This window comes from Comamonas sp. FG99 (assembly GCF_057808605.1).
Genome location: NZ_JBMDII010000062.1, coordinates 1 through 17,795, shown reverse-complemented (window position 1 = coordinate 17,795; position 17,795 = coordinate 1). Strand labels below are relative to the sequence as shown.

13 protein-coding genes are annotated in these 17,795 nt (G+C 67.1%); 7 read left to right on the top strand and 6 right to left on the bottom strand.

Annotated elements, in window-relative coordinates; translation table 11 throughout:
* Positions 1 to 378: 378 nt before the first annotated feature.
* Together ACODRX_RS24870 and ACODRX_RS24865 are read right to left on the bottom strand one after the other, a co-directional pair.
* Positions 379 to 1,830, bottom strand: a complete 1,452-nt coding sequence (locus tag ACODRX_RS24870; protein ID WP_488874234.1) for an aminotransferase class V-fold PLP-dependent enzyme — start codon at positions 1,828 to 1,830, stop codon at positions 379 to 381.
* A 47-nt stretch (positions 1,831 to 1,877) separates the two neighbouring features.
* A complete protein-coding gene (locus tag ACODRX_RS24865) occupies positions 1,878 to 2,348 on the bottom strand; it encodes a Rid family detoxifying hydrolase (protein WP_488874232.1) in 471 nt (156 codons plus the stop codon).
* A 586-nt stretch (positions 2,349 to 2,934) separates the two neighbouring features.
* Here ACODRX_RS24865 and ACODRX_RS24860 point away from each other — a divergent pair.
* Both ACODRX_RS24860 and ACODRX_RS24855 read left to right on the top strand, forming a co-directional pair.
* Positions 2,935 to 4,383, top strand: a complete 1,449-nt coding sequence (locus tag ACODRX_RS24860) for a cache domain-containing protein (RefSeq protein ID WP_488874231.1) — start codon at positions 2,935 to 2,937, stop codon at positions 4,381 to 4,383.
* On the top strand, positions 4,383 to 5,033 hold the full coding sequence (locus tag ACODRX_RS24855) for a response regulator (RefSeq protein WP_488874233.1): 651 nt from the start codon (positions 4,383 to 4,385) through the stop codon (positions 5,031 to 5,033). The genes ACODRX_RS24860 and ACODRX_RS24855 overlap by 1 nt, the downstream gene beginning before the upstream one ends.
* A 70-nt stretch (positions 5,034 to 5,103) precedes the next feature.
* Here ACODRX_RS24855 and ACODRX_RS24850 read toward each other — a convergent pair whose 3' ends face one another.
* Together ACODRX_RS24850 and ACODRX_RS24845 are read right to left on the bottom strand one after the other, a co-directional pair.
* Positions 5,104 to 5,925, bottom strand: a complete 822-nt coding sequence (locus tag ACODRX_RS24850; RefSeq protein ID WP_488874230.1) for a ZIP family metal transporter — start codon at positions 5,923 to 5,925, stop codon at positions 5,104 to 5,106.
* A 135-nt stretch (positions 5,926 to 6,060) separates the two neighbouring features.
* Positions 6,061 to 6,969 carry a LysR family transcriptional regulator gene (locus tag ACODRX_RS24845; protein ID WP_488874229.1) on the bottom strand — a complete coding sequence of 303 codons (909 nt, stop codon included), beginning with the start codon at positions 6,967 to 6,969 and terminating at the stop codon, positions 6,061 to 6,063.
* A 165-nt stretch (positions 6,970 to 7,134) separates the two neighbouring features.
* Here ACODRX_RS24845 and ACODRX_RS24840 point away from each other — a divergent pair, with 165 nt between their 5' ends.
* On the top strand, positions 7,135 to 8,709 hold the full coding sequence (locus ACODRX_RS24840) for an MFS transporter (protein ID WP_488874228.1): 1,575 nt from the start codon (positions 7,135 to 7,137) through the stop codon (positions 8,707 to 8,709).
* 224 nt (positions 8,710 to 8,933) lie between these two features.
* On the opposite strand, the gene polA is transcribed toward ACODRX_RS24840, so the two are convergent.
* A complete protein-coding gene (polA, locus tag ACODRX_RS24835) occupies positions 8,934 to 11,678 on the bottom strand; it encodes a DNA polymerase I (RefSeq protein ID WP_488874227.1) in 2,745 nt (914 codons plus the stop codon).
* 52 nt (positions 11,679 to 11,730) lie between these two features.
* On the opposite strand from polA, the gene ACODRX_RS24830 reads away from it, so the two are divergent.
* The 3 genes from ACODRX_RS24830 to ACODRX_RS24820 all read left to right on the top strand — a co-directional run bounded on the left by ACODRX_RS24830 (position 11,731) and on the right by ACODRX_RS24820 (position 13,989).
* Positions 11,731 to 12,111, top strand: coding sequence for a hypothetical protein (locus ACODRX_RS24830; protein WP_488874226.1), 381 nt, complete (start codon positions 11,731 to 11,733; stop codon positions 12,109 to 12,111).
* A 75-nt stretch (positions 12,112 to 12,186) separates the two neighbouring features.
* Positions 12,187 to 13,140: a homoserine kinase gene (locus ACODRX_RS24825; RefSeq protein ID WP_488874225.1), complete on the top strand. Its 954-nt coding sequence runs from the start codon at positions 12,187 to 12,189 to the stop codon at positions 13,138 to 13,140.
* A 51-nt stretch (positions 13,141 to 13,191) separates the two neighbouring features.
* Entirely contained in the window at positions 13,192 to 13,989 is a 798-nt protein-coding gene (locus tag ACODRX_RS24820) for a BPSS1780 family membrane protein (protein WP_488874224.1), read from the top strand.
* Positions 13,990 to 13,993: 4 nt separating this feature from the next.
* On the opposite strand, the gene ACODRX_RS24815 is transcribed toward ACODRX_RS24820, so the two are convergent.
* Positions 13,994 to 16,477 (bottom strand): UvrD-helicase domain-containing protein, encoded by a 2,484-nt coding sequence (locus ACODRX_RS24815; RefSeq protein ID WP_488874223.1) that lies wholly within the window; start codon positions 16,475 to 16,477, stop codon positions 13,994 to 13,996.
* 178 nt (positions 16,478 to 16,655) lie between these two features.
* Between ACODRX_RS24815 and ACODRX_RS24810 the strand changes: the two genes are divergently transcribed.
* Complete coding sequence (locus ACODRX_RS24810; RefSeq protein WP_488874222.1) at positions 16,656 to 17,633, top strand: GMP reductase; 978 nt, start codon at positions 16,656 to 16,658, stop codon at positions 17,631 to 17,633.
* Positions 17,634 to 17,795 lie beyond the last annotated feature (162 nt).

The window sequence follows — 17,795 nt, the reverse complement described above, 5'->3', positions numbered from 1 at the left end:
CTGCGCTTCTCGCCACGGCTAGATGGGGGGTGAACCGCCTTTCGGGCCGTCGCTTTGCTCGGCCCCACAAAGCCAGGCCGAGCAAAGCGGTGGCCCGTGTGCTTGGCCCTCCCCATTTGGCTGGTCGCAGCTTCGGCTTGCTAAGTGAACGGCATTACCCCCTCGGGGCAGCGGCCACACGCAGTGGGCAAGCGTGGGGGGTCCTTTTTAAGAGCGCCTGGCGCTTGCCTCATAGAAGGTTCAAATAGAAATCCATCCAAAAACCAATCGGATAAAGCGCTAGCTGCTATCTTTTTTAAAAGAACTTCGCCCCGGCCTTGGGCCGGGGCGAAAGCGGGGCAGCGGTACTGCGCACGGCGGCTCCCGCCGCCTCCGGCCTCACATCTTGTTCGCCAGATCCCACATCGCGTCGACCAGCTTGTCCACGTCGTTCGCGTCGTGCCACAGGTGGGTGGACACGCGCACGCCATAGTGGTCCTTGGGCGCGCCGATCACCGCGAAGTTGGCATTGCGGATGATGAAGTGCTGCGGATAGTCGCTGAGCATGCGCGAGACGAAGGCGTTGGACTTGGCGGAGTCCATGATGTCGTCCTTGTTCTTCTTGTAGAAGGGGTTGAACGAGGTCAGCGCCGACAGCAGCTTGGGATCGTCCTTGGGCGAGTACAGCGAGTCCACGCCCCAGCGCTCGGTGATCCTCTCCTTCAGGTACGAGGCCAGCGTCAGGTCATAGGTCTCGATCTTCTTGCGGCCGATCTCGTCCCACTGCTGGCAGGCCTGCGCCAGGGCCTGGAACATCGGCGTATGGGTGCTACCGCAGGTGGTGACCGAGCCCGCCACGTCGTAGCTCGTGGAGTTGCGGTCGGCCGCGTTGTAGCTGCTGGTGTGCACCGGATACCACTTGGGCAGCGGCAGCGGGTTGGAGGCGCGCACCTTGTTGCGGATGATGAGGATGCCGGTGGAGCCCGGGCCGCACTGCCACTTGTGGCCGGCGCCCGACATGAAGTCCATGCCCAGGTCGGCGTAGTTGTAGGCCATCATGCCGGGCAGGTGGGCGCCGTCGACGATGCTGATCAGGCCATGCTTCTTGACCACGGTCATCAGGTCAGCGATCGGCAGCATGGTGCCGGTCTTGTAGGTGGGTGCGGACCACATCATCGCGCGCACGTTCTTGCCCGCCGCCTTGAGCTCAGTGATGCGCTTGTCGAACAGCTCCACGTAGGTGGCGGCCGTCTGGTTGTTGCCCACCGGCATGGCGATGCGCGAGATCTCGATGCCGTAGCGGTCCTTCGCGATGTTGAGCGGGGTGTCGCCGCCGCCGTGCTCGTGGTTGGTGGTGACGACCACGTCGCCCGCCTTCCAGTCCAGGCCCAGGATGGCATGGCACATGCCGGACGAGGTGTTGGCCGAGAAGGCCAGTTCCTCGGCATCGACGCCGAAGCTGGGCGCCACCGCCTGGCGCAGCGCCAGGTGGTTGGTGTAGCCATTGCCCGATTCGGCCGCCTTCTTGCGGTTTTCGGTGTCGAACACGTCCAGCACCAGCTTGGGCATGGAGCCGGCGGTGCCGATGTTCATGAAGGTCTTGTCCGGGTTGAGCACGAACATGTTCTGCACGTTGCTCCAGAAGGCCTCGTCCTGCATGAGCTGCACGCGCAGCGCGTCGGCCGCCGTCTGCGCATTGCCGCTGCCGCAGGCCGCCACCAGCGGCCCCAGGGCCGTGGCGCCCGCGCCCCAGCCGAGGATGCGCAGGAAATCGCGCCGCTTGGCCGTCCATTTGCTCGTATCGCCCAGGCCTTCGGGCATATCGCAGGCAGGCTGCCCGGCCATCGTCATCGAAGTGGTTTCTTGGTTCATGGTGACTCCATCCAGACAAGCGTTGCTCAACGGCGGCCCACGACGGCCGCGATCTCGATCTTCACGTCGCGCGGCAGGCGCGCGACCTCCACAGTGGCGCGCGCGGGCGCCGCCGACTTGAAGTACTCGCCATAGACCTTGTTCATGGCGGCGAACTCGTTCAAGTCCTTCATGTAGACCGTGGTGGCCAGCACATCCTCGTAGCCCAGGCCCTGCGAGCGCAGCTTGGCGCCGATGAAGTCGAGCACGGCCCGGGTCTGGGCCTCGATGGTGGTGCCGTTCACCGCGTTGCCGGCGGCATTGAGCGGCAGCACTCCCGAGAAATAGATGGTGTTGCCGTGCGCCACCATCTGCGAATACGGCCCGATCGCCGGATAGATCTGCGTGGTGGACAGCACCTCGCGCTTGCCCGGCGCGGCACATCCGGCCAGCCCCGCCGCCAGCACGCCCGTGCCGCACAAGACCGCCAACCGGCGCATATTCACTCGAATACCCATGGAATACCTCCCCAAGACTTGAAAACCGCGCACCTGCTCGGGCATATCCATGCCCTGGCATTTTCAGGACCTTGTGCGCGCCCGCTTCGGATATTGAAATCAATCAGAATCAAACATCCGATAATCGGTCCATGGGAGAAATTCTATGCAGCCGGATTAGCTGGCGATAATCATTTTTTCCCTTACGCAGCACTACGCAGAAATGGCATCTACGTATTGCCACGTAAGTTTTTCCCTGAGCCAGGCCGAAGAAATTGCGATAAATTGCAACAAGCATTTTGTGTGGCATGGAATTTGCGCTATCGTGCACCCCGAAGGAGGAGCAACAATACTTCACAGAAGCCTACTCGGATGGAGGCCGCGCTTATAACCAGTTCGTGCCCTGAAATCTATCATGCACTGCACCATATTGAAGCCTGAAATTTCAATTGGCACCATTTTCGCCAAAACAGTTCCATGCAGCCCATGCAAACGTTTGCCGCCTGTATTCTTGCCTACGGTTCATGCGGTATCCTGTCGCGCTCCGGACTGGCCTGCTGCTGCGGCATGCATTAAAAACCAGCCCTATCATTCCTTGTAGCCCTATATGCAACTCCGCCTCAAGCTGATGTTTCTGTGCGTCATTCCGGTGCTGCTGGCGCTGGGCCTGGTGGCGATCACGGTGCAAAAGCAGACGCTGGAGCTTGCCCGGCAGGAGCGCGTGCTGGTCGAGTCGGCCTACCTGAGCAGCAAGGAAACCGAGCTGCGCCACTATGTGCAGCTGGCCCACAGCGCGCTGACCCGCATCATGAGCAACGGCGAGGACACCGCGCTGCAGCAGCGCCAGGCGCTGTCCATGCTGGCCCGGATGCAGTTCGGCAAGGATGGCTATTTCTTCGTCTACGACCGCGACGGCAATATCCTGCTCAACGAACAGCAGATGGGCCTGTCGGGCGTGGACCTGTGCGACCCCAACAGCCCCACGGGCGCGGTGCCGGCCAAGCTCATCCTCGACAAGGCCAGGAGCGGCGGCGGCCTGGTGCGCTACGACTGGCAGAAGCCCTCGTCGCAGGCGGTCGCTCCCAAGCTGGGCTATGTCAGCCTGGTGCCCTACTGGGGCTGGTCGGTAGGCACCGGCCTGTACCTGGACGATGTGCAGGACGCGCTGCGCAAGATCGACGAGCAGGCCCAGCAGAACATCGCCGCCACGCGCTGGCGCATCTACGCGATCGCGGCGCTGTGCATGGTGCTGATCGGTGCCGCCGGCATGGCGCTCAACCTCAGCGACCACCGCGTCTCCAGCACCAAGCTGCGCCGCCTGGCGCAGCGCGTGGTCCATTCGCAGGAGGAGGAGCGGGTACGCGTGGCACGCGAGCTGCACGACGGCGTGGTACAGGTGCTGGTGTCCTCCAAATTCCTGCTGGAGACCGCCCAGTCGCAATGGCAGCGGCACTCCCCGCAGCATTCACAGCAGCACTCGCAACCGCCAGCGCAGGCCGTGCCGCGCCACGCGCTCGACCAGGGGCTGGAGCGCCTGAACCATGCGCTGCTCGAAATCCGCCGCGTCTCCCATGCGCTGCGCCCCGCGCTGCTCGACGACCTGGGGCTGACCGCGGCGCTCGCGCTGATGAGCGAGCAGGTCTGCGCCCAGGGCGGCATCAGCATGCATTTCAGCACCCACGGCCAGGTGCGGCAGCTGCCCACCAGCCACGGCACCGCGCTGTTCCGCGTGGTGCAGGAGGCGGTGAACAATGCGCAGGCCCATGCCCGGGCCTCGCGCATCGACGTGGCGCTGCATTTCCACCGCCGCTGCGTTCTGCTGGAGGTGCGCGACGACGGCCAGGGGTTCGACCTGCGCCGCGTGCAACGCGACGGCCAGGGCGGCATCGGCCTGCGCAACATGCGCGAGCGCATCGAGGGCCTGGGCGGGCGCTTTGCGCTCAGCTCCAACCGCCACGGCACCCGCATCGTCGCCGTGCTGAACCTGGCGCCCGATATGGCGGCCGATGCCCCGGCCGCAACACCCCCACTCCAACCCGCCCCCAGCGCACCATGATGACCTCTACGATCCGGATTCTCCTGGTGGACGACCACCCCTTCGTGCGCGACGGCGTGCGCATGCGGCTGGAGGCGACCGAGCACATCCGCGTCGCCGGCGAGGCCGGCAGCGTCGCCGAGGCGCTGCCGATGGCGCAGCTGCTGGAGCCCGACATCGTGATCACCGACATCCGCATGCCGGGCGCCAGCGGCATCCACCTCGCAGCCCAGTTCCGCGAGCAGTTTCCGCAGGTGCGGGTGCTGGTGCTGTCGATGCACGAAGACCCGGAATACGTGCGCCGCGCCCTGTCGCTGGGCGCCCAGGGCTATGTGCTCAAGGACGCGCCCGCGCAGTGCCTGATCGAGGCCATCGACACCGTGTACGGCGGCGGCCGCTACTTCAGCCCCGGCATCGAGCACCTGCTCGCGGACATGCTGCCCGAGCCCTCGTCCGGCAAGCGCCTCACCCCGCGCGAGGCCGGCGTGCTGCAATGGGTGTCGCAGGGCCACTCGAACAAGCAGATCGCACAGCTGATGGGCATGTCGGTGCGCACCGTGGAGACCCACCGCCTGCACCTGCGCCGCAAGCTCGGCATCGAGGGCCAGGCCGCGCTGGTGAAGTACGCGGTAGCCCATGCCGACCTGGTGCACGACCCCAGGCAAGCTTGAGCGCTGGCGTTGAGCGCCAGCCTAACCCCGGTCTTCACGCAAAACGCTCAACGCACAATCCTCAGCCTCTTCAATGCGCATGCCCGTGGTGCGCCAGGCCGCTCACCAGCATTACCACCACCATGCCCAGCACCAGCGACAGCACCTGCTGCACGGTCTGGCTCATGGTCAGCCGGCGCTGCAGCTGCGGTATCAGGTCGGCCAGCGCCACGTAGATGAAGCTGCTGGACGCCACCACCAGGAAATACGGCAGCACGCCTTCGAGCGACTGCACCAGGAAATAGCCCGCCACGCCGCCTAGCGCGGTCACCGCGCCCGCCAGCGACAGCTTGAGCAGCGCAGCGCCGCGCCCCCGGCCCAGCACCACCAGGTCGCCCATGTGGTGCGGCACCTCGTGCGCCAGCACCGACAGCGCCGCGACCGCGCCCAGCCAGGGGTCGGCCAGGAAGGCCGAGGCGATCAGGATGCCGTCGCCAAAGCAGTGCACGCTGTCGCCCGCCAGCACCGACCAGCCGCCCGCGGCGCCATGGCCGTGGCCATGCGCAGGGTGGTGGCCGTGATCGTGGTGGTGCGCATGCGCGCCATGCGCGGGCCCATGGTGGGCATGCTCATGGCCGTGGTGCCACAGCTCGGCCTTGTCGAGCAGAAAGAAGAACACCACGCCGATCAGCAGCGTGGCGAACAGCGCATGCGGCTCCTGGCCGCTCTCGAAGGCCTCGGGCAACAGGTGCATGAACGCAGTGGCCAGCAGCGCCCCCGCCGCCAGGCTCAGCAGGCGCTGGGGCATGGCGTCCGAGCGGCTGCGGCCGCTCAGCCGCATCAACAAAGCGGCCACCCAGACGCTGCCCAGTCCGGCAGCCAGGGTGGCCAGAATGATCGCTCCCAATATCATAGCTATCTACGCTTCAATCATATGCCTTCGCAGGCGAACCCTGCGAATTCTCGCAGAAACGGGGGCCCGGCACACGGACCCATGTTTTCAGCCTACAGCAGCTGTCAAGCCCCGCGCGAGAAAATTTGCCGAATGTCAGGGCGCCGCCATGCGCGGCGGAATGCAGGCCACCAGCGCATCGATGGCGCAGCGGGTCTTTGCCGGCAGGTGGCGAGTGCGCAGCCATACGGCGTGCACCGGCCGCGGGCGGGCGCGGTAGCTGTCGAGCACCGGCACCAGCAGCCCCTCCTGCACATAGCGGGCGCGCAGCCAAGTCGGCAGCCAGGCCAGGCCCAGGCCGGCGATGGCGGCATCGGCCATGGCCTGCACATTGTCCAGGCTGAGGCTGGCGTGCAGCTGCATCGGCCGCGCCCTGCCGTCCAGGCCCTGCACCTCCCAGCCCCATTCGGCACCGGCGCCGCTGTAGCCGATGCGCCGATGGCGCGCCAGCGCATCCACGCTGTCCGGCGTGCCGTGGCGGGCCAGGTAGGCCGGCGCGGCAGCCAGGCCGACCGCCTGGACACCGAGGCGGCGCGCCACCAGCTGGTCGCTGTCGGGCAGGTCGCCGATGCGCACCGCCAGGTCGAACCCCTCCTGCGCCAGATCGACGATGCGGTCGCCGAAGCGGATGTCGACATGCAGCCGCTCGAAGCGCAGCGCCAGCCCCAGCAGCGCCGGCGCCGCGTAGTGGTGGCCAAACGCCATCGGCACGCTCACCCGCAGCGTGCCGCGCGGCTCGCGCTGGCCGCCCTCCAGCCCCGCCTCGGCGGCCTCGAGTTCGGCCTGGGCGCGCAGGCAGTGCTCGTAGTAGGCCTGGCCGTCCTCGGTCAGGCGCTGACTGCGCGTGGTGCGGTGCAGCAAGCGCACGCCCAGCCGGCCTTCCAGCCGCGCCAGCGCCTTGCCCACCGCCGAGCGGGTGAGGTTCAGGCGCTCGGCCGCCAGGGTCAGGCTGCCGCTGTCGACGATGTGCAAAAAGGTGGCGATGCCATCGAAGCGGTCATCCATGGGGTGTTCCTCGCATTGCTTTATTCGGTCTTTCAGAGACCCAATCATCGAATAATAAATCACCAATAAGGAAAATTATTCCCTATACATTGGGCCATCGACTTCCGCGGGTCGCAGCTTCGCAGCCCGCGCCCATGTTCAATCGTCCATTGGAGGTTTACCGCCATGCCAGCCACTCCGCCACCGCCGCAGCCGGCGCAAAGCCGCGGCAATGCCACCGCCCTCATCGCCCTGTGCCTGGTGGCACTGATGTTCGGCCTGGAGAACTCCAGCGTGCCCATCATCCTGAATACGCTGGAGGAGGTGCTGCACGCCGACTTCCGCGATGCGCAGTGGATCATGAACGCCTACACCATCGCCTGCACCACCGTGCTGATGGCGGCGGGCACTCTGGCCGACCGCTACGGGCGCCGGCGCATGCTGGTGCTGAGCCTGTCGCTGTTCGGCCTGAGTTCGCTGGCCTGCGGGCTGGCCACCAGCGCGCCGCTGCTGATCGCGGCGCGCTTGGCCCAGGGCGTGGGCGGCGGCGCCATGCTGATCTGCCAGTTCGCGATACTGTCGCACCAGTTTCCGCAGGGCGCCGAGCGGGCGCGCGCGTTCGCGGTGTGGGGCATCGTGGCGGGCATCGGGCTGGGCTTCGGGCCGATCGTCGGCGCGCTGATCGTGGCGCTGTCGGACTGGCGCTGGGTCTTCCTGGCGCATGCCCCGCTGTCGGCGCTGACCCTGGCGCTGATCTTCGCCAGCGTGCGCGAGTCGCGCGACCCGCAGCCCGGCCGGCTCGACCTGCCCGGCATCGCCCTGCTGTCGCTGGCCGTCTTCGGCCTGAGCTACTTCATCACCCAGGGTCCGGCGCTGGGCTTCGCCAGCCGCAGCGCGCTCGCCATCCTGGCCGCATCGGTGGCGTGCTTCACGGCCTTTGTGCTGGTGGAGCGCGGCAGCGCGCAACCGATGTTCGATTTCGGGGTCTTTCGCATCCGCGATTTCTCGGGCGCGATCATGGGCTCCATCGGCATGAATTTCAGCTTCTGGCCGTTCGTGATCTACCTGCCGGTCTACTTCCAGAGCGGCCTGGGCTACGGCGTGGTGCCCGCCGGGCTGTCGCTGCTGGCCTATACGCTGCCCACGCTGCTGGTGCCGCCGCTGGCCGAGCGGCTGGCGCTGCGCTACCACGCGAGCCGGGTGATCCCGCTCGGGCTGTTCACCATCGGCCTGGGCTTCGTGCTGATGAAGCTGGGCAGCCAGGCGGCGCAGCCGAGCTGGCTCAGCCTGCTGCCGGGCTGCGTGCTGGCCGGCATCGGCCTGGGCCTGACCAACACCCCGGTGACCAGCACCACCACCGGCGCGGTGCCAAGCGCGCGCGCCGGCATGGCCTCGGGCATAGACATCAGCGCACGGCTGATCACGCTGGCGCTGAACATCGCGATGATGGGCTTCATCCTGCTGCAGGGCATCGCCGCGCACTTGCGGCGCGCGCTGCCGGCGGCGGCCGAGGCGCTGCCGCTCCATGCGCTGGCCGAGCGGATCGCGGCGGGCAACCTGGGGGCGGAGGAAGTGCGCGCCCTGGCCGCCTTCGACCCCACGGGCGCGGCGCTGCAGGCCGCGCTGGCGCAGGGCTTCGGCCAGGTGATGCTCTACGGCGGGCTGGGCGCGTGGACGCTGGCCGCGGCCAGCTTCCTGATCTTCGAGCGCCGCCCGCTCGGGCCGCGCCAGGCGCAGCCGGCCTGCCCGGCCGGCGGCTGAGAGGCACGCGGGCTCAATGCGCCCTCGTCAATGCGCCCTCTTCAATGTAATGCCGTTCACTTAGCAAGCCAAAGCTGCTGCCAGCCAGTGCGCAGGTTGGAAGGCAGAGGCCGGGACTCGCCCCGGCCTCTGGCCTCAAGACAAGGCTTCACGCTTGCCCGCTACGCTGGGGCTCCCAAGAGGTTCATGCCGTTCACTAGCTTAAGTGAGCGGCATTACCCTCTTCAATGCGCTTTTTCCCAGCTGGGGCCCACGCCCACTTCGGCCACCAGCGGCACCCGCAGCTCGGCCACCTCGGCCATCAGCCGCGCAATGGTCTCGCGCACCCAGTCCTGCTGCGATGCAGGCAGCTCGAACACCAGTTCGTCGTGCACCTGCATGATCATCAGCACCTCGGGATTTTGCGCATCCAGCACCTGCTGCACCCGCACCATGGCCTTCTTGATCAGGTCGGCCGCGGTGCCCTGCATGGGGGCGTTGATGGCCGCGCGCTCGGCGGCGCTGCGGCGCGGGCCGTTGGGCGAGTTGATCTCGGGCAGGTACAGGCGCCGGCCGAACACGGTCTCGACATAGCCGCGCTCCTTGGCCTGGGCCTTGGTCTCGTCCATGTAGGCCTTCACGCCCGGGTAGCGCTGGAAGTACTTGTCGATGTAGGCCGCGGCGGCCTTGTTCTCTATGCCCAGGTTGCGCGCCAGCCCAAAGCTGCTCATGCCGTAGATCAGCCCGAAGTTGATGACCTTGGCATAGCGGCGCTGCTCGCTGCTGACCTCGCCGGGCGCCACGCCGAACACCTCGGAAGCGGTGGCGCGGTGCACGTCCACGCCGTCGCGGAAGGCCTTGAGCAGGTTCTCGTCGCCGCTGATGTGGGCCATGATGCGCAGCTCGATCTGCGAATAGTCGGCACTGGCGATGAGCCGGCCCTCGGGCGCGATGAAGGCCTCGCGGATGCGCCGGCCCTCGGCGGTGCGCACCGGGATGTTCTGCAGGTTGGGGTCGTTGCTCGACAGCCGCCCGGTCACCGCCACCGCCTGCGCATAGTGGGTGTGCACGCGGCCGGTGCGCGGCGACACCATCAGCGCCAGCTTGTCGGTATAGGTGCCCTTGAGCTTGGAGAGGCTGCGGTGCTCCAGGATCTTGGCCGGCAGCGGGTAGTCCAGCGCCAGCTTCTCCAGCACCTCCTCGTCGGTGCTGCGCCCGCCGGTGGCGGTCTTCTTGATGACCGGCAGGCCCAGCTTGTCGAAGAAGATCTCGCCCAGCTGCTTGGGGCTGGCCAGATTGAAGGGCTGGCCGGCAATCTCGTAGGCCTGCTGCTCCAGCGCCACGATGCGCTGGCCCAGCGCATGGCTTTGCGCCGCCAGCTCCTGCGCGTCGATCAGCACGCCGTTGCGCTCCACGCGGAACAGCGCCTCGCTGGTCGCCATCTCCAGCTCGTAGATGCCGCGCAGCAGTCCATTGGCCTCCAGCTGCGGCCACAGCACCTGGTGCACGTTCAGCGTCAGGTCCGAGTCTTCGCAGGAATACTGCGTGGCCCTGTCCACCGGCACCTGGCTGAACGGGATCTGGTGCGCGCCCTTGCCGCACAGGTCTTCGTAGTTCAGCCCCACGCGGCCGGTATGGCGCTCGGCCAGGCTGGCCAGGCCATGGGGCTTGTGCACTTCGAGCACATAGCTTTGCAGCATGGTGTCGTGCGCATAGCCCTGCACCTCGATGCCGTGGTTGGCGAACACATGGCGGTCGTATTTGATGTGCTGGCCCAGCTTCTTGCGCGCCGGGTTTTCCAGCCAGGGCTTGAGCCGCGCCAGCACCTCGTCGAAAGGCAGCTGCTGCGGCACGTCCACGCCCTCGTGGCGCAGCGGTATGTAGGCGGCCTCGCCCACCTGCGTGCTCAGGCTGATGCCGACGATGCCGGCCAGCTCCTCGTCGAGCGAGGTGGTCTCGGTGTCGATGGCCGTCAGCGGCGCGGCCTCGATCTGGTGCAGCCAGCGCTCGAAGGCATCCCAGTCGAGCACGACATCGTAGCGGGTGGCCGGCGCGGCCTCGGCTGGCTCGGCGGCCGCAAACAGGTCGCCGGTGCCGCCCGGCTCGGGCGCGGCCGTCTCCCGCGCCTCCTTGGCGGAGCGTGCCAGCGTGCGGAAACCATAGCGCTCGTAGAACGCCAGCAGCTCAGCCTCGGCAGGCTTTTGCAGCGCCAGCGCGTCGAGCGCAGGCAGCCCGTCGCAATCGGTCTTGATGGTGACCAGCCGGCGCCCCGTGGGCAGCCAGGCCAGCGTGTCGCGCAGGTTCTGGCCGGCCACGCCCTTGATCTCGCCGGCCCGGGCCATCAGCTGCTCGAGCGAGCCGTATTCCTGCAGCCACTTGGCCGCCGTCTTGGGGCCGACCTTGGGCACGCCGGGCACGTTGTCCACGGCGTCGCCGACCAGGGTCTGAAAGTCGACCATCAGCGCGGGCGGCACGCCGAACTCGGCGGTCACGCCGGCCACGTCGCGCTTCTTGCCGTTCATCGTGTCGATGATGGTGACGTGCTCGTCCACCAGCTGCGACAAGTCCTTGTCGCCGCTGGAGATGACCACGTTCATGCCCTGGGCGGCCGCGCTGCGCGCCAGCGTGCCGATCACGTCGTCGGCCTCGACGCCCTGGATCGCCAGCACCGGCCAGCCCAGCAGGCGCACCACCTCGTGGATGGGCTCGATCTGGCTGCGCAGATCGTCGGGCATGGGCGGGCGGTGGGACTTGTATTCCGGATAGATGTCGTCGCGGAAGGTGGGCCCGCTGGCATCGAACACGCAGGCGGCATAGTCGGCCCGCACCTCCTTGGCCAGCGCCTGCATCATGTTGATCATGCCCCGGATCGCCCCGGTGGCGGCGCTCGAGGGGTCACCCGGCACCGCGCGCAGATCGGGCATGGCATGGAAGGCGCGGTACAGATAGCTGGAGCCATCGACCAGCACGAGATTGCTGCTATTACTCATGCTGACATTGTGCCGTGTATGCAGACGGCGGCGCGCAAACTACAATCGGCACATGCGCGCACCTGTTCTTTTCCTTTTGGCCGGCCTGGTGGCCGGCACCGTTCACGCCCAGACGGCCGGCAGCGCCGCCACGGCAGAGCCTGCCGCCGAAGCGCCTGCGGCATCCGCGCCACCCGCGAGCGCGGACACCCCGAGCACGGAGCCCAACGACAAGCGCAACCAGAAGGCCGAGCACCTGCATGTCGAGGATGCCGGCAGCCGCGTGGACGAGGTGCGCATCGGCGGCCAGACACAGAGCATCACCGTCCAGCCCAAGACCGGCAACATGCCGGCCTACGAGGTCACCCCGTCCGACGGCGTGCGCAACCGGGCCAAGGGCTTCAACGAGGGCACCAACCAGAATCCGCGCGTCTGGAAGTTCGGCAGTTTCTGATCCTTCGGCGATAATCCGCTTTTTACCTACCAGCCAGCCGCCTTCGGCTGGCTTTGTTTTGCGGATCGTCGTCCCATGGCCGTTTTCACCGAAGTTTCCGAAAAAGCCGCCAAGGCCTTGCTGCGCCGCCTACCCCTGGGCCAGTTGCAATCGCTGCGGGGCATCGAAGGCGGCATCGAGAACACCAACTATTTCCTGAGCACGGACCAGGGCGAGTACGTGCTCACGCTGTTCGAGCGCCTCACCGCCGAGCAGCTGCCCTTCTACCTGTACCTGATGAAGCACCTGGCGCTGGCGGGCATTCCGGTGCCCGAGCCCCAGGCCGACGCCAAGAGCGGCGACATCCTGCTCGAAGTGCTGGGCAAGCCCGCCGCTATCGTCAACAAGCTTGCCGGCAAAAGCCAGCTGGCGCCGCAGGCGGCGCATTGCAGCTCGCTCGGCGGCATGCTGGCGCGCATGCACCTGGCCGGGCGCGACTACCCGCGCCAGCAGCCCAACCTGCGCGGCCTGCCGTGGTGGAACGAAACCGTGCCGGTGGTGCTGCCCTACCTGGACCAGGCCGCCGCCGAGCTGCTGCGTTCGGAGCTCGCCTACCAGAACCACATCGCCGCCTCGGCCGCCTACCAGGCGCTGCCGCGCGGGCCGGTGCATGCCGACCTGTTCCGCGACAACGCCATGTTCGAGGGCGAGCAGCTCACCGGCATCTTCGACTTCTACTTTGCCGGCGTGGACACCTTCCTGTTCGACATCGCGGTCTGCATGAACGACTGGTGCATCGATCTCGCCAGCGGCGAAATGGATCCGGCCCGCGCCCGGGCGCTGCTGGCCAGCTACCAGGAAGTGCGGCCGCTCACGGCGCCCGAGCGCGAACTGGTCAACGCCATGCTGCGCGCCGGCGCGCTGCGCTTCTGGATTTCGCGGCTGTGGGACTTCTACCTGCCGCGCGAGGCCAGCATGCTCAAGCCCCACGATCCCACGCACTTCGAACGCGTGCTGCGCCAGCGCGTGGCCGCGCCGTTCACCTGGTAGGAAACCCCCGCCCGCGCCGCCCATTGGCCGCTGCGCTACAGTTCAACCAGCATGAAACTCCGCATCGCAACCGCGCGCCAGGGCACCGCCTGGGTGCAAGCAGGCATCAAGACCTTCTTTGCCCAGCCGCTGGCACTGACCTCCCTGTTCTTCTTCAGCATGATGCTGATGTCGCTGATAGGCTCCATCCCCATGGTGGGCACCGCCGTGGCGCTGGGGCTGCTGCCGCTGTCCACGCTGGCGATGATGGTGGCGGCGGCCGTCACGCTGCAAGGCGAGCGCCCCACGCTGGGCACCGTCATCGGCGCGCTGCGCATGGACCCGCAGCGCCGCAATGCCTTCGTGCTGCTGGGCTGCCTGTATGCGCTGGGCTTCGTCGTGGTGCTGGGCATCTCCAGCATCGCGGACGCCGGCCAGTTCGCCAAGCTCAACCTGATGGGCGGCGAGATCAGCCGCGAGGTGGTGGAGCAGCCCGAGTTCCAGCTCGCGATGCTGCTGACGCTGGCGCTGTACGTGCCGCTGTCCATGCTGTTCTGGCATGCGCCGGGGCTGATTTACTGGCACCGGGTGCCGGCGGTGAAGGCGGTGTTCTTCAGCATGGTGGCCTGCCTGCGCAACATGGCGGCCTTCACGATGTTCGGCCTGGTCTGGATGGGCGTGAGCCTGGGCTTCGGCATGGTGCTGGCGCTGCTCGCCACCTTGCTGGGCTCCCTGCTGGGCACCTGGGCGGCGGTGGGCCTGATGGTGCTGGGCTCGCTGATGCTGGCGGCGATGTTCATGACCTCCATCGTGTTCAGCTTCCGCGACTGCTTCGAGGCGCCGGACGGATCGCTGGCGCTGGAAGACTAGTCCGCTAGTCCACCACCGTCAGCTTGGCCACGGCCAGCGCCAGCCACTTGGTGCCGTGGCGCGGAAAGTTCACCTGCGCGCGCGCATCGTCGCCCTGGCCTTCGACGGCCAGCACCTTGCCCTCGCCGAACTTGTTGTGGAATACCTGCAGCCCCACCTTGATGCCATGCGCGGGCTCGGCCTTCTGCGGCGGCAGCGGCGGGCTGGCAAAGCGCTCCAGGCCGGCGGACTTGGAGCCGAAGCCACCGCCCGGGCCCGGCCGGTATGCGCCACCACCCGCGCCTGAGCTGAAGGCCAGGCTGCCGATACCGCTGCCAAAGCCCGAGTGCTTGGGCGTGATCCACTTGAGCGCGTGCTCGGGCAGCTCGTCGAGGAAGCGGCTGCGGATGTTGTAGCGCGTGGCGCCATGCAGCATGCGGGTCTGCGTGGTGCTCAGGTACAGGCGCTGGCGCGCGCGCGTGATGGCCACGTACATCAGCCGACGCTCTTCCTCCAGGCCCTGCTGGTCGCTCATCGCGTTCTCGTGCGGGAACAGGCCCTCTTCCAGGCCCGAGATGAAGACCACGTCGAACTCCAGCCCCTTGCTGGCATGCACGGTCATCAGCTGCACCGCATCCTGCCCGGCCTGGGCCTGGTTATCGCCCGCCTCCAGCGCCGCATGCGACAGGAAGGCCACCAGCGGCGACAGGGTCTCGCCGGTATCGGGGTTGACCAGGTGGGCGGGCGGCGGCGCAGGCGCCAGCGGCTCGTCCAGCACCGCCCGGTCAGGGTCCAGCCCCTGGCTCACCGGGCTTTGCCCGGCGGCGGGCAGGCCCGCTGCGGTGTCGGCCAGCTCATCGGCCGGCAGCGCCACCGCGTCGCGGCCAAAGCCCTCCTGGGTGACGAAGCTCTCGGCCGCGGTCACCAGCTCGCCCAGGTTGTCGATGCGGTCGGCGCCTTCCTTCTCGGTACGGTAGTGCTCGATCAGGCCGCTGGCATCGAGCATGCGCTCTATGGTCTGGCGCAGCGTGGCGCCCTGGGTCTCTTCGCGCAGCACGTCCACCAGCGCCACGAAGGCCTGCAGCTTGGCGCCGGCCTTGCCCGCCACCAGCGTGACCGCGTCGTGCAGCGAGCAGCCCGCGCCGCGCGCGGCCTCCTGCAGTTGCTCGATGCTGCGCGCGCCGATGCCGCGCGGCGGAAAGTTCACCACCCGCATGAAGCTGGTGTCGTCGTGCGGCTGCTCCAGCAGGCGCAGGTAGGCGAGCGCATGCTTGATCTCGGCGCGCTCGAAAAAGCGCAGCCCGCCGTACACGCGGTACGGCACGCCGGCATTGAACAGCGAGGTCTCGAGGATGCGGCTTTGCGCGTTGCTGCGGTAGAGCACGGCGATCTCCTGGCGCGCCACGCCATCGCTCTTGACCAGCGCCTTGACCTCCTCGACGATCCACTGCGACTCGGCCAGGTCGGTCACCGCCTCGTGCACCCGCACCGGCTCGCCCGGCCCCTGCGTGGTGCGCAGGTTCTTGCCCAGGCGGCCGCGGTTGTTGGCGATGAGCGCGTTGGCGGAGTCGAGGATGTTGCTGTAGCTGCGGTAGTTCTGCTCCAGCTTGATCTGCTGGCGCACCTCGAACTCGCGCACGAAGTCCTGCATGTTGCCCACGCGCGCGCCGCGAAAGGCGTAGATGCTCTGGTCGTCGTCGCCCACCGCGATCACGCTGCCGCTGGCCACGAAGCGCCCGCCCTCCTCGTGGCCGGCCAGCTGCTTGAGCCACAGGTACTGCAGGCGGTTGGTGTCCTGGAACTCGTCGACCAGGATGTGGCGGAAGCGCCGCTGGTAGTGCTCGCGGATGGGCGCGTTATCGCGCAGCAGCTCGTAGCTGCGCAGCATCAGCTCGCCGAAGTCGACCACGCCCTCGCGCTGGCACTGCTCCTCGTAGAGCTGGTACAGCTCGACCTTCCTGCGGTCGCTCTGGTCGCGCGCGGGCACGTCGCCGGGGCGCATGCCCTCTTCCTTGCAGCCGGAGATGAAGTATTGCAGCTGCTTGGGCGGGAAGGCCTCCTCGTCGACGTTGAACTGCTTGCACAGCCGCTTGACGGCCGAGAGCTGGTCCTGGGTGTCGAGGATCTGGAAGCCCTGCGGCAGCTGCGCCGCCTGGTGGTGAGCGCGCAGCAGGCGGTTGCACAGGCCGTGGAAGGTGCCTATCCACATGCCGCGCACGTTCACCGGCAGCATCGCGGACAGGCGGGTCAGCATCTCCTTGGCGGCCTTGTTGGTGAAGGTCACCGCCAGGATGCCGCCCGGCGAGGCGCGGCCGGTCTGCAGCAGCCAGGCGATGCGGGTGGTGAGCACCCGCGTCTTGCCCGAGCCCGCGCCCGCGAGGATCAGCGCGTGCCCCTCGGGCAGGGTCACGGCGGCGAGTTGCTCGGGGTTGAGGTTGTGCAGCAGCGGCAGCTGCGCATCCGGGCTGCCGGGGGCCGGCGCGGCATCGAACAGGTCATTCGGAAACATGGGTGTATTGTGCGGCAGCTGCGCGGCCTGAGATCCGATGCTGCTAGAATCAATCACCGGGCCCAAGTTTTCTTGGCCCGGTTTTTTGTGCCCGGCCGCCATGTGCCGGCACCACGGACACCGGTTGCCAGACCAAGCGCCCATCCCACTTGTATTTATTGCATGGAGCTTGGAACTCATGGAAATCTTCGACTACGACAATATCCTCTTGCTGCCCCGCAAGTGCCGCGTGGAAAGCCGCTCGGAATGCGACACCAGCGTGGAGCTGGGCAGCCGCAGCTTCAAGCTGCCGGTGGTGCCGGCCAACATGAAGACGGTGGTGGACGAGAAGATCTGCAGCTACCTGGCGCAAAACGGTTTCTTCTACGTGATGCACCGCTTCGACATCGATAACGTGGCCTTCACCAGGCAGATGCAGTCCAAGGGCCTGTTCGCCTCGATCTCGCTGGGCGTGAAGCAGCCCGACTACGACACGGTGGACCGCTTCGTGGCCGAAGGCATCTGCCCCGAGTACATCACCATCGACATCGCCCACGGCCATGCCGACAGCGTGAAGAACATGATCCAGTACCTGAAGGCCAAGATCCCCGCGGCCTTCGTGATCGCCGGCAACGTGGGCACGCCCGAGGCGGTGATCGACCTGGAGAACTGGGGCGCCGACGCGACCAAGGTCGGCATCGGCCCGGGCAAGGTCTGCATCACCAAGCTCAAGACCGGCTTCGGCACCGGCGGCTGGCAGCTGTCGGCGCTCAAGTGGTGCGCCCGCGTGGCCACCAAGCCCATCATTGCCGACGGCGGCATCCGCAGCCACGGCGACATCGCCAAGAGCATCCGCTTCGGCGCCACCATGATCATGATCGGCTCGCTGTTCGCCGGCCACGAGGAGTCGCCCGGCCAGACGGTCGAGGAAAACGGCCAGCGCTTCAAGGAGTACTACGGCTCGGCCTCGGACTTCAACAAGGGCGAGTACAAGCATGTGGAAGGCAAGCGCATCCTGGAGCCGGTCAAGGGCAAGCTGTCCGACACGCTGACCGAGATGCAGCAGGACGTGCAGTCCTCCATCAGCTACTCGGGCGGCAAGAAGCTCATGGACATCCGCAAGGTCAACTACGTGATCCTGGGCGGCGACAACCAGGGCGAGCACCTGCTGATGTAAGGCCAGGCAAGCGATCTTCGGGAAAATCATGAATTTTTCCCGAAGCGCACCCAAAACTGGTGCATAATCGCTGTCTTCGCACTTTGCGGTGCGGGTAAGCAAAAATGGGGCTCTTAGCTCAGTTGGTAGAGCAGCGGACTCTTAATCCGTTGGTCGAGTGTT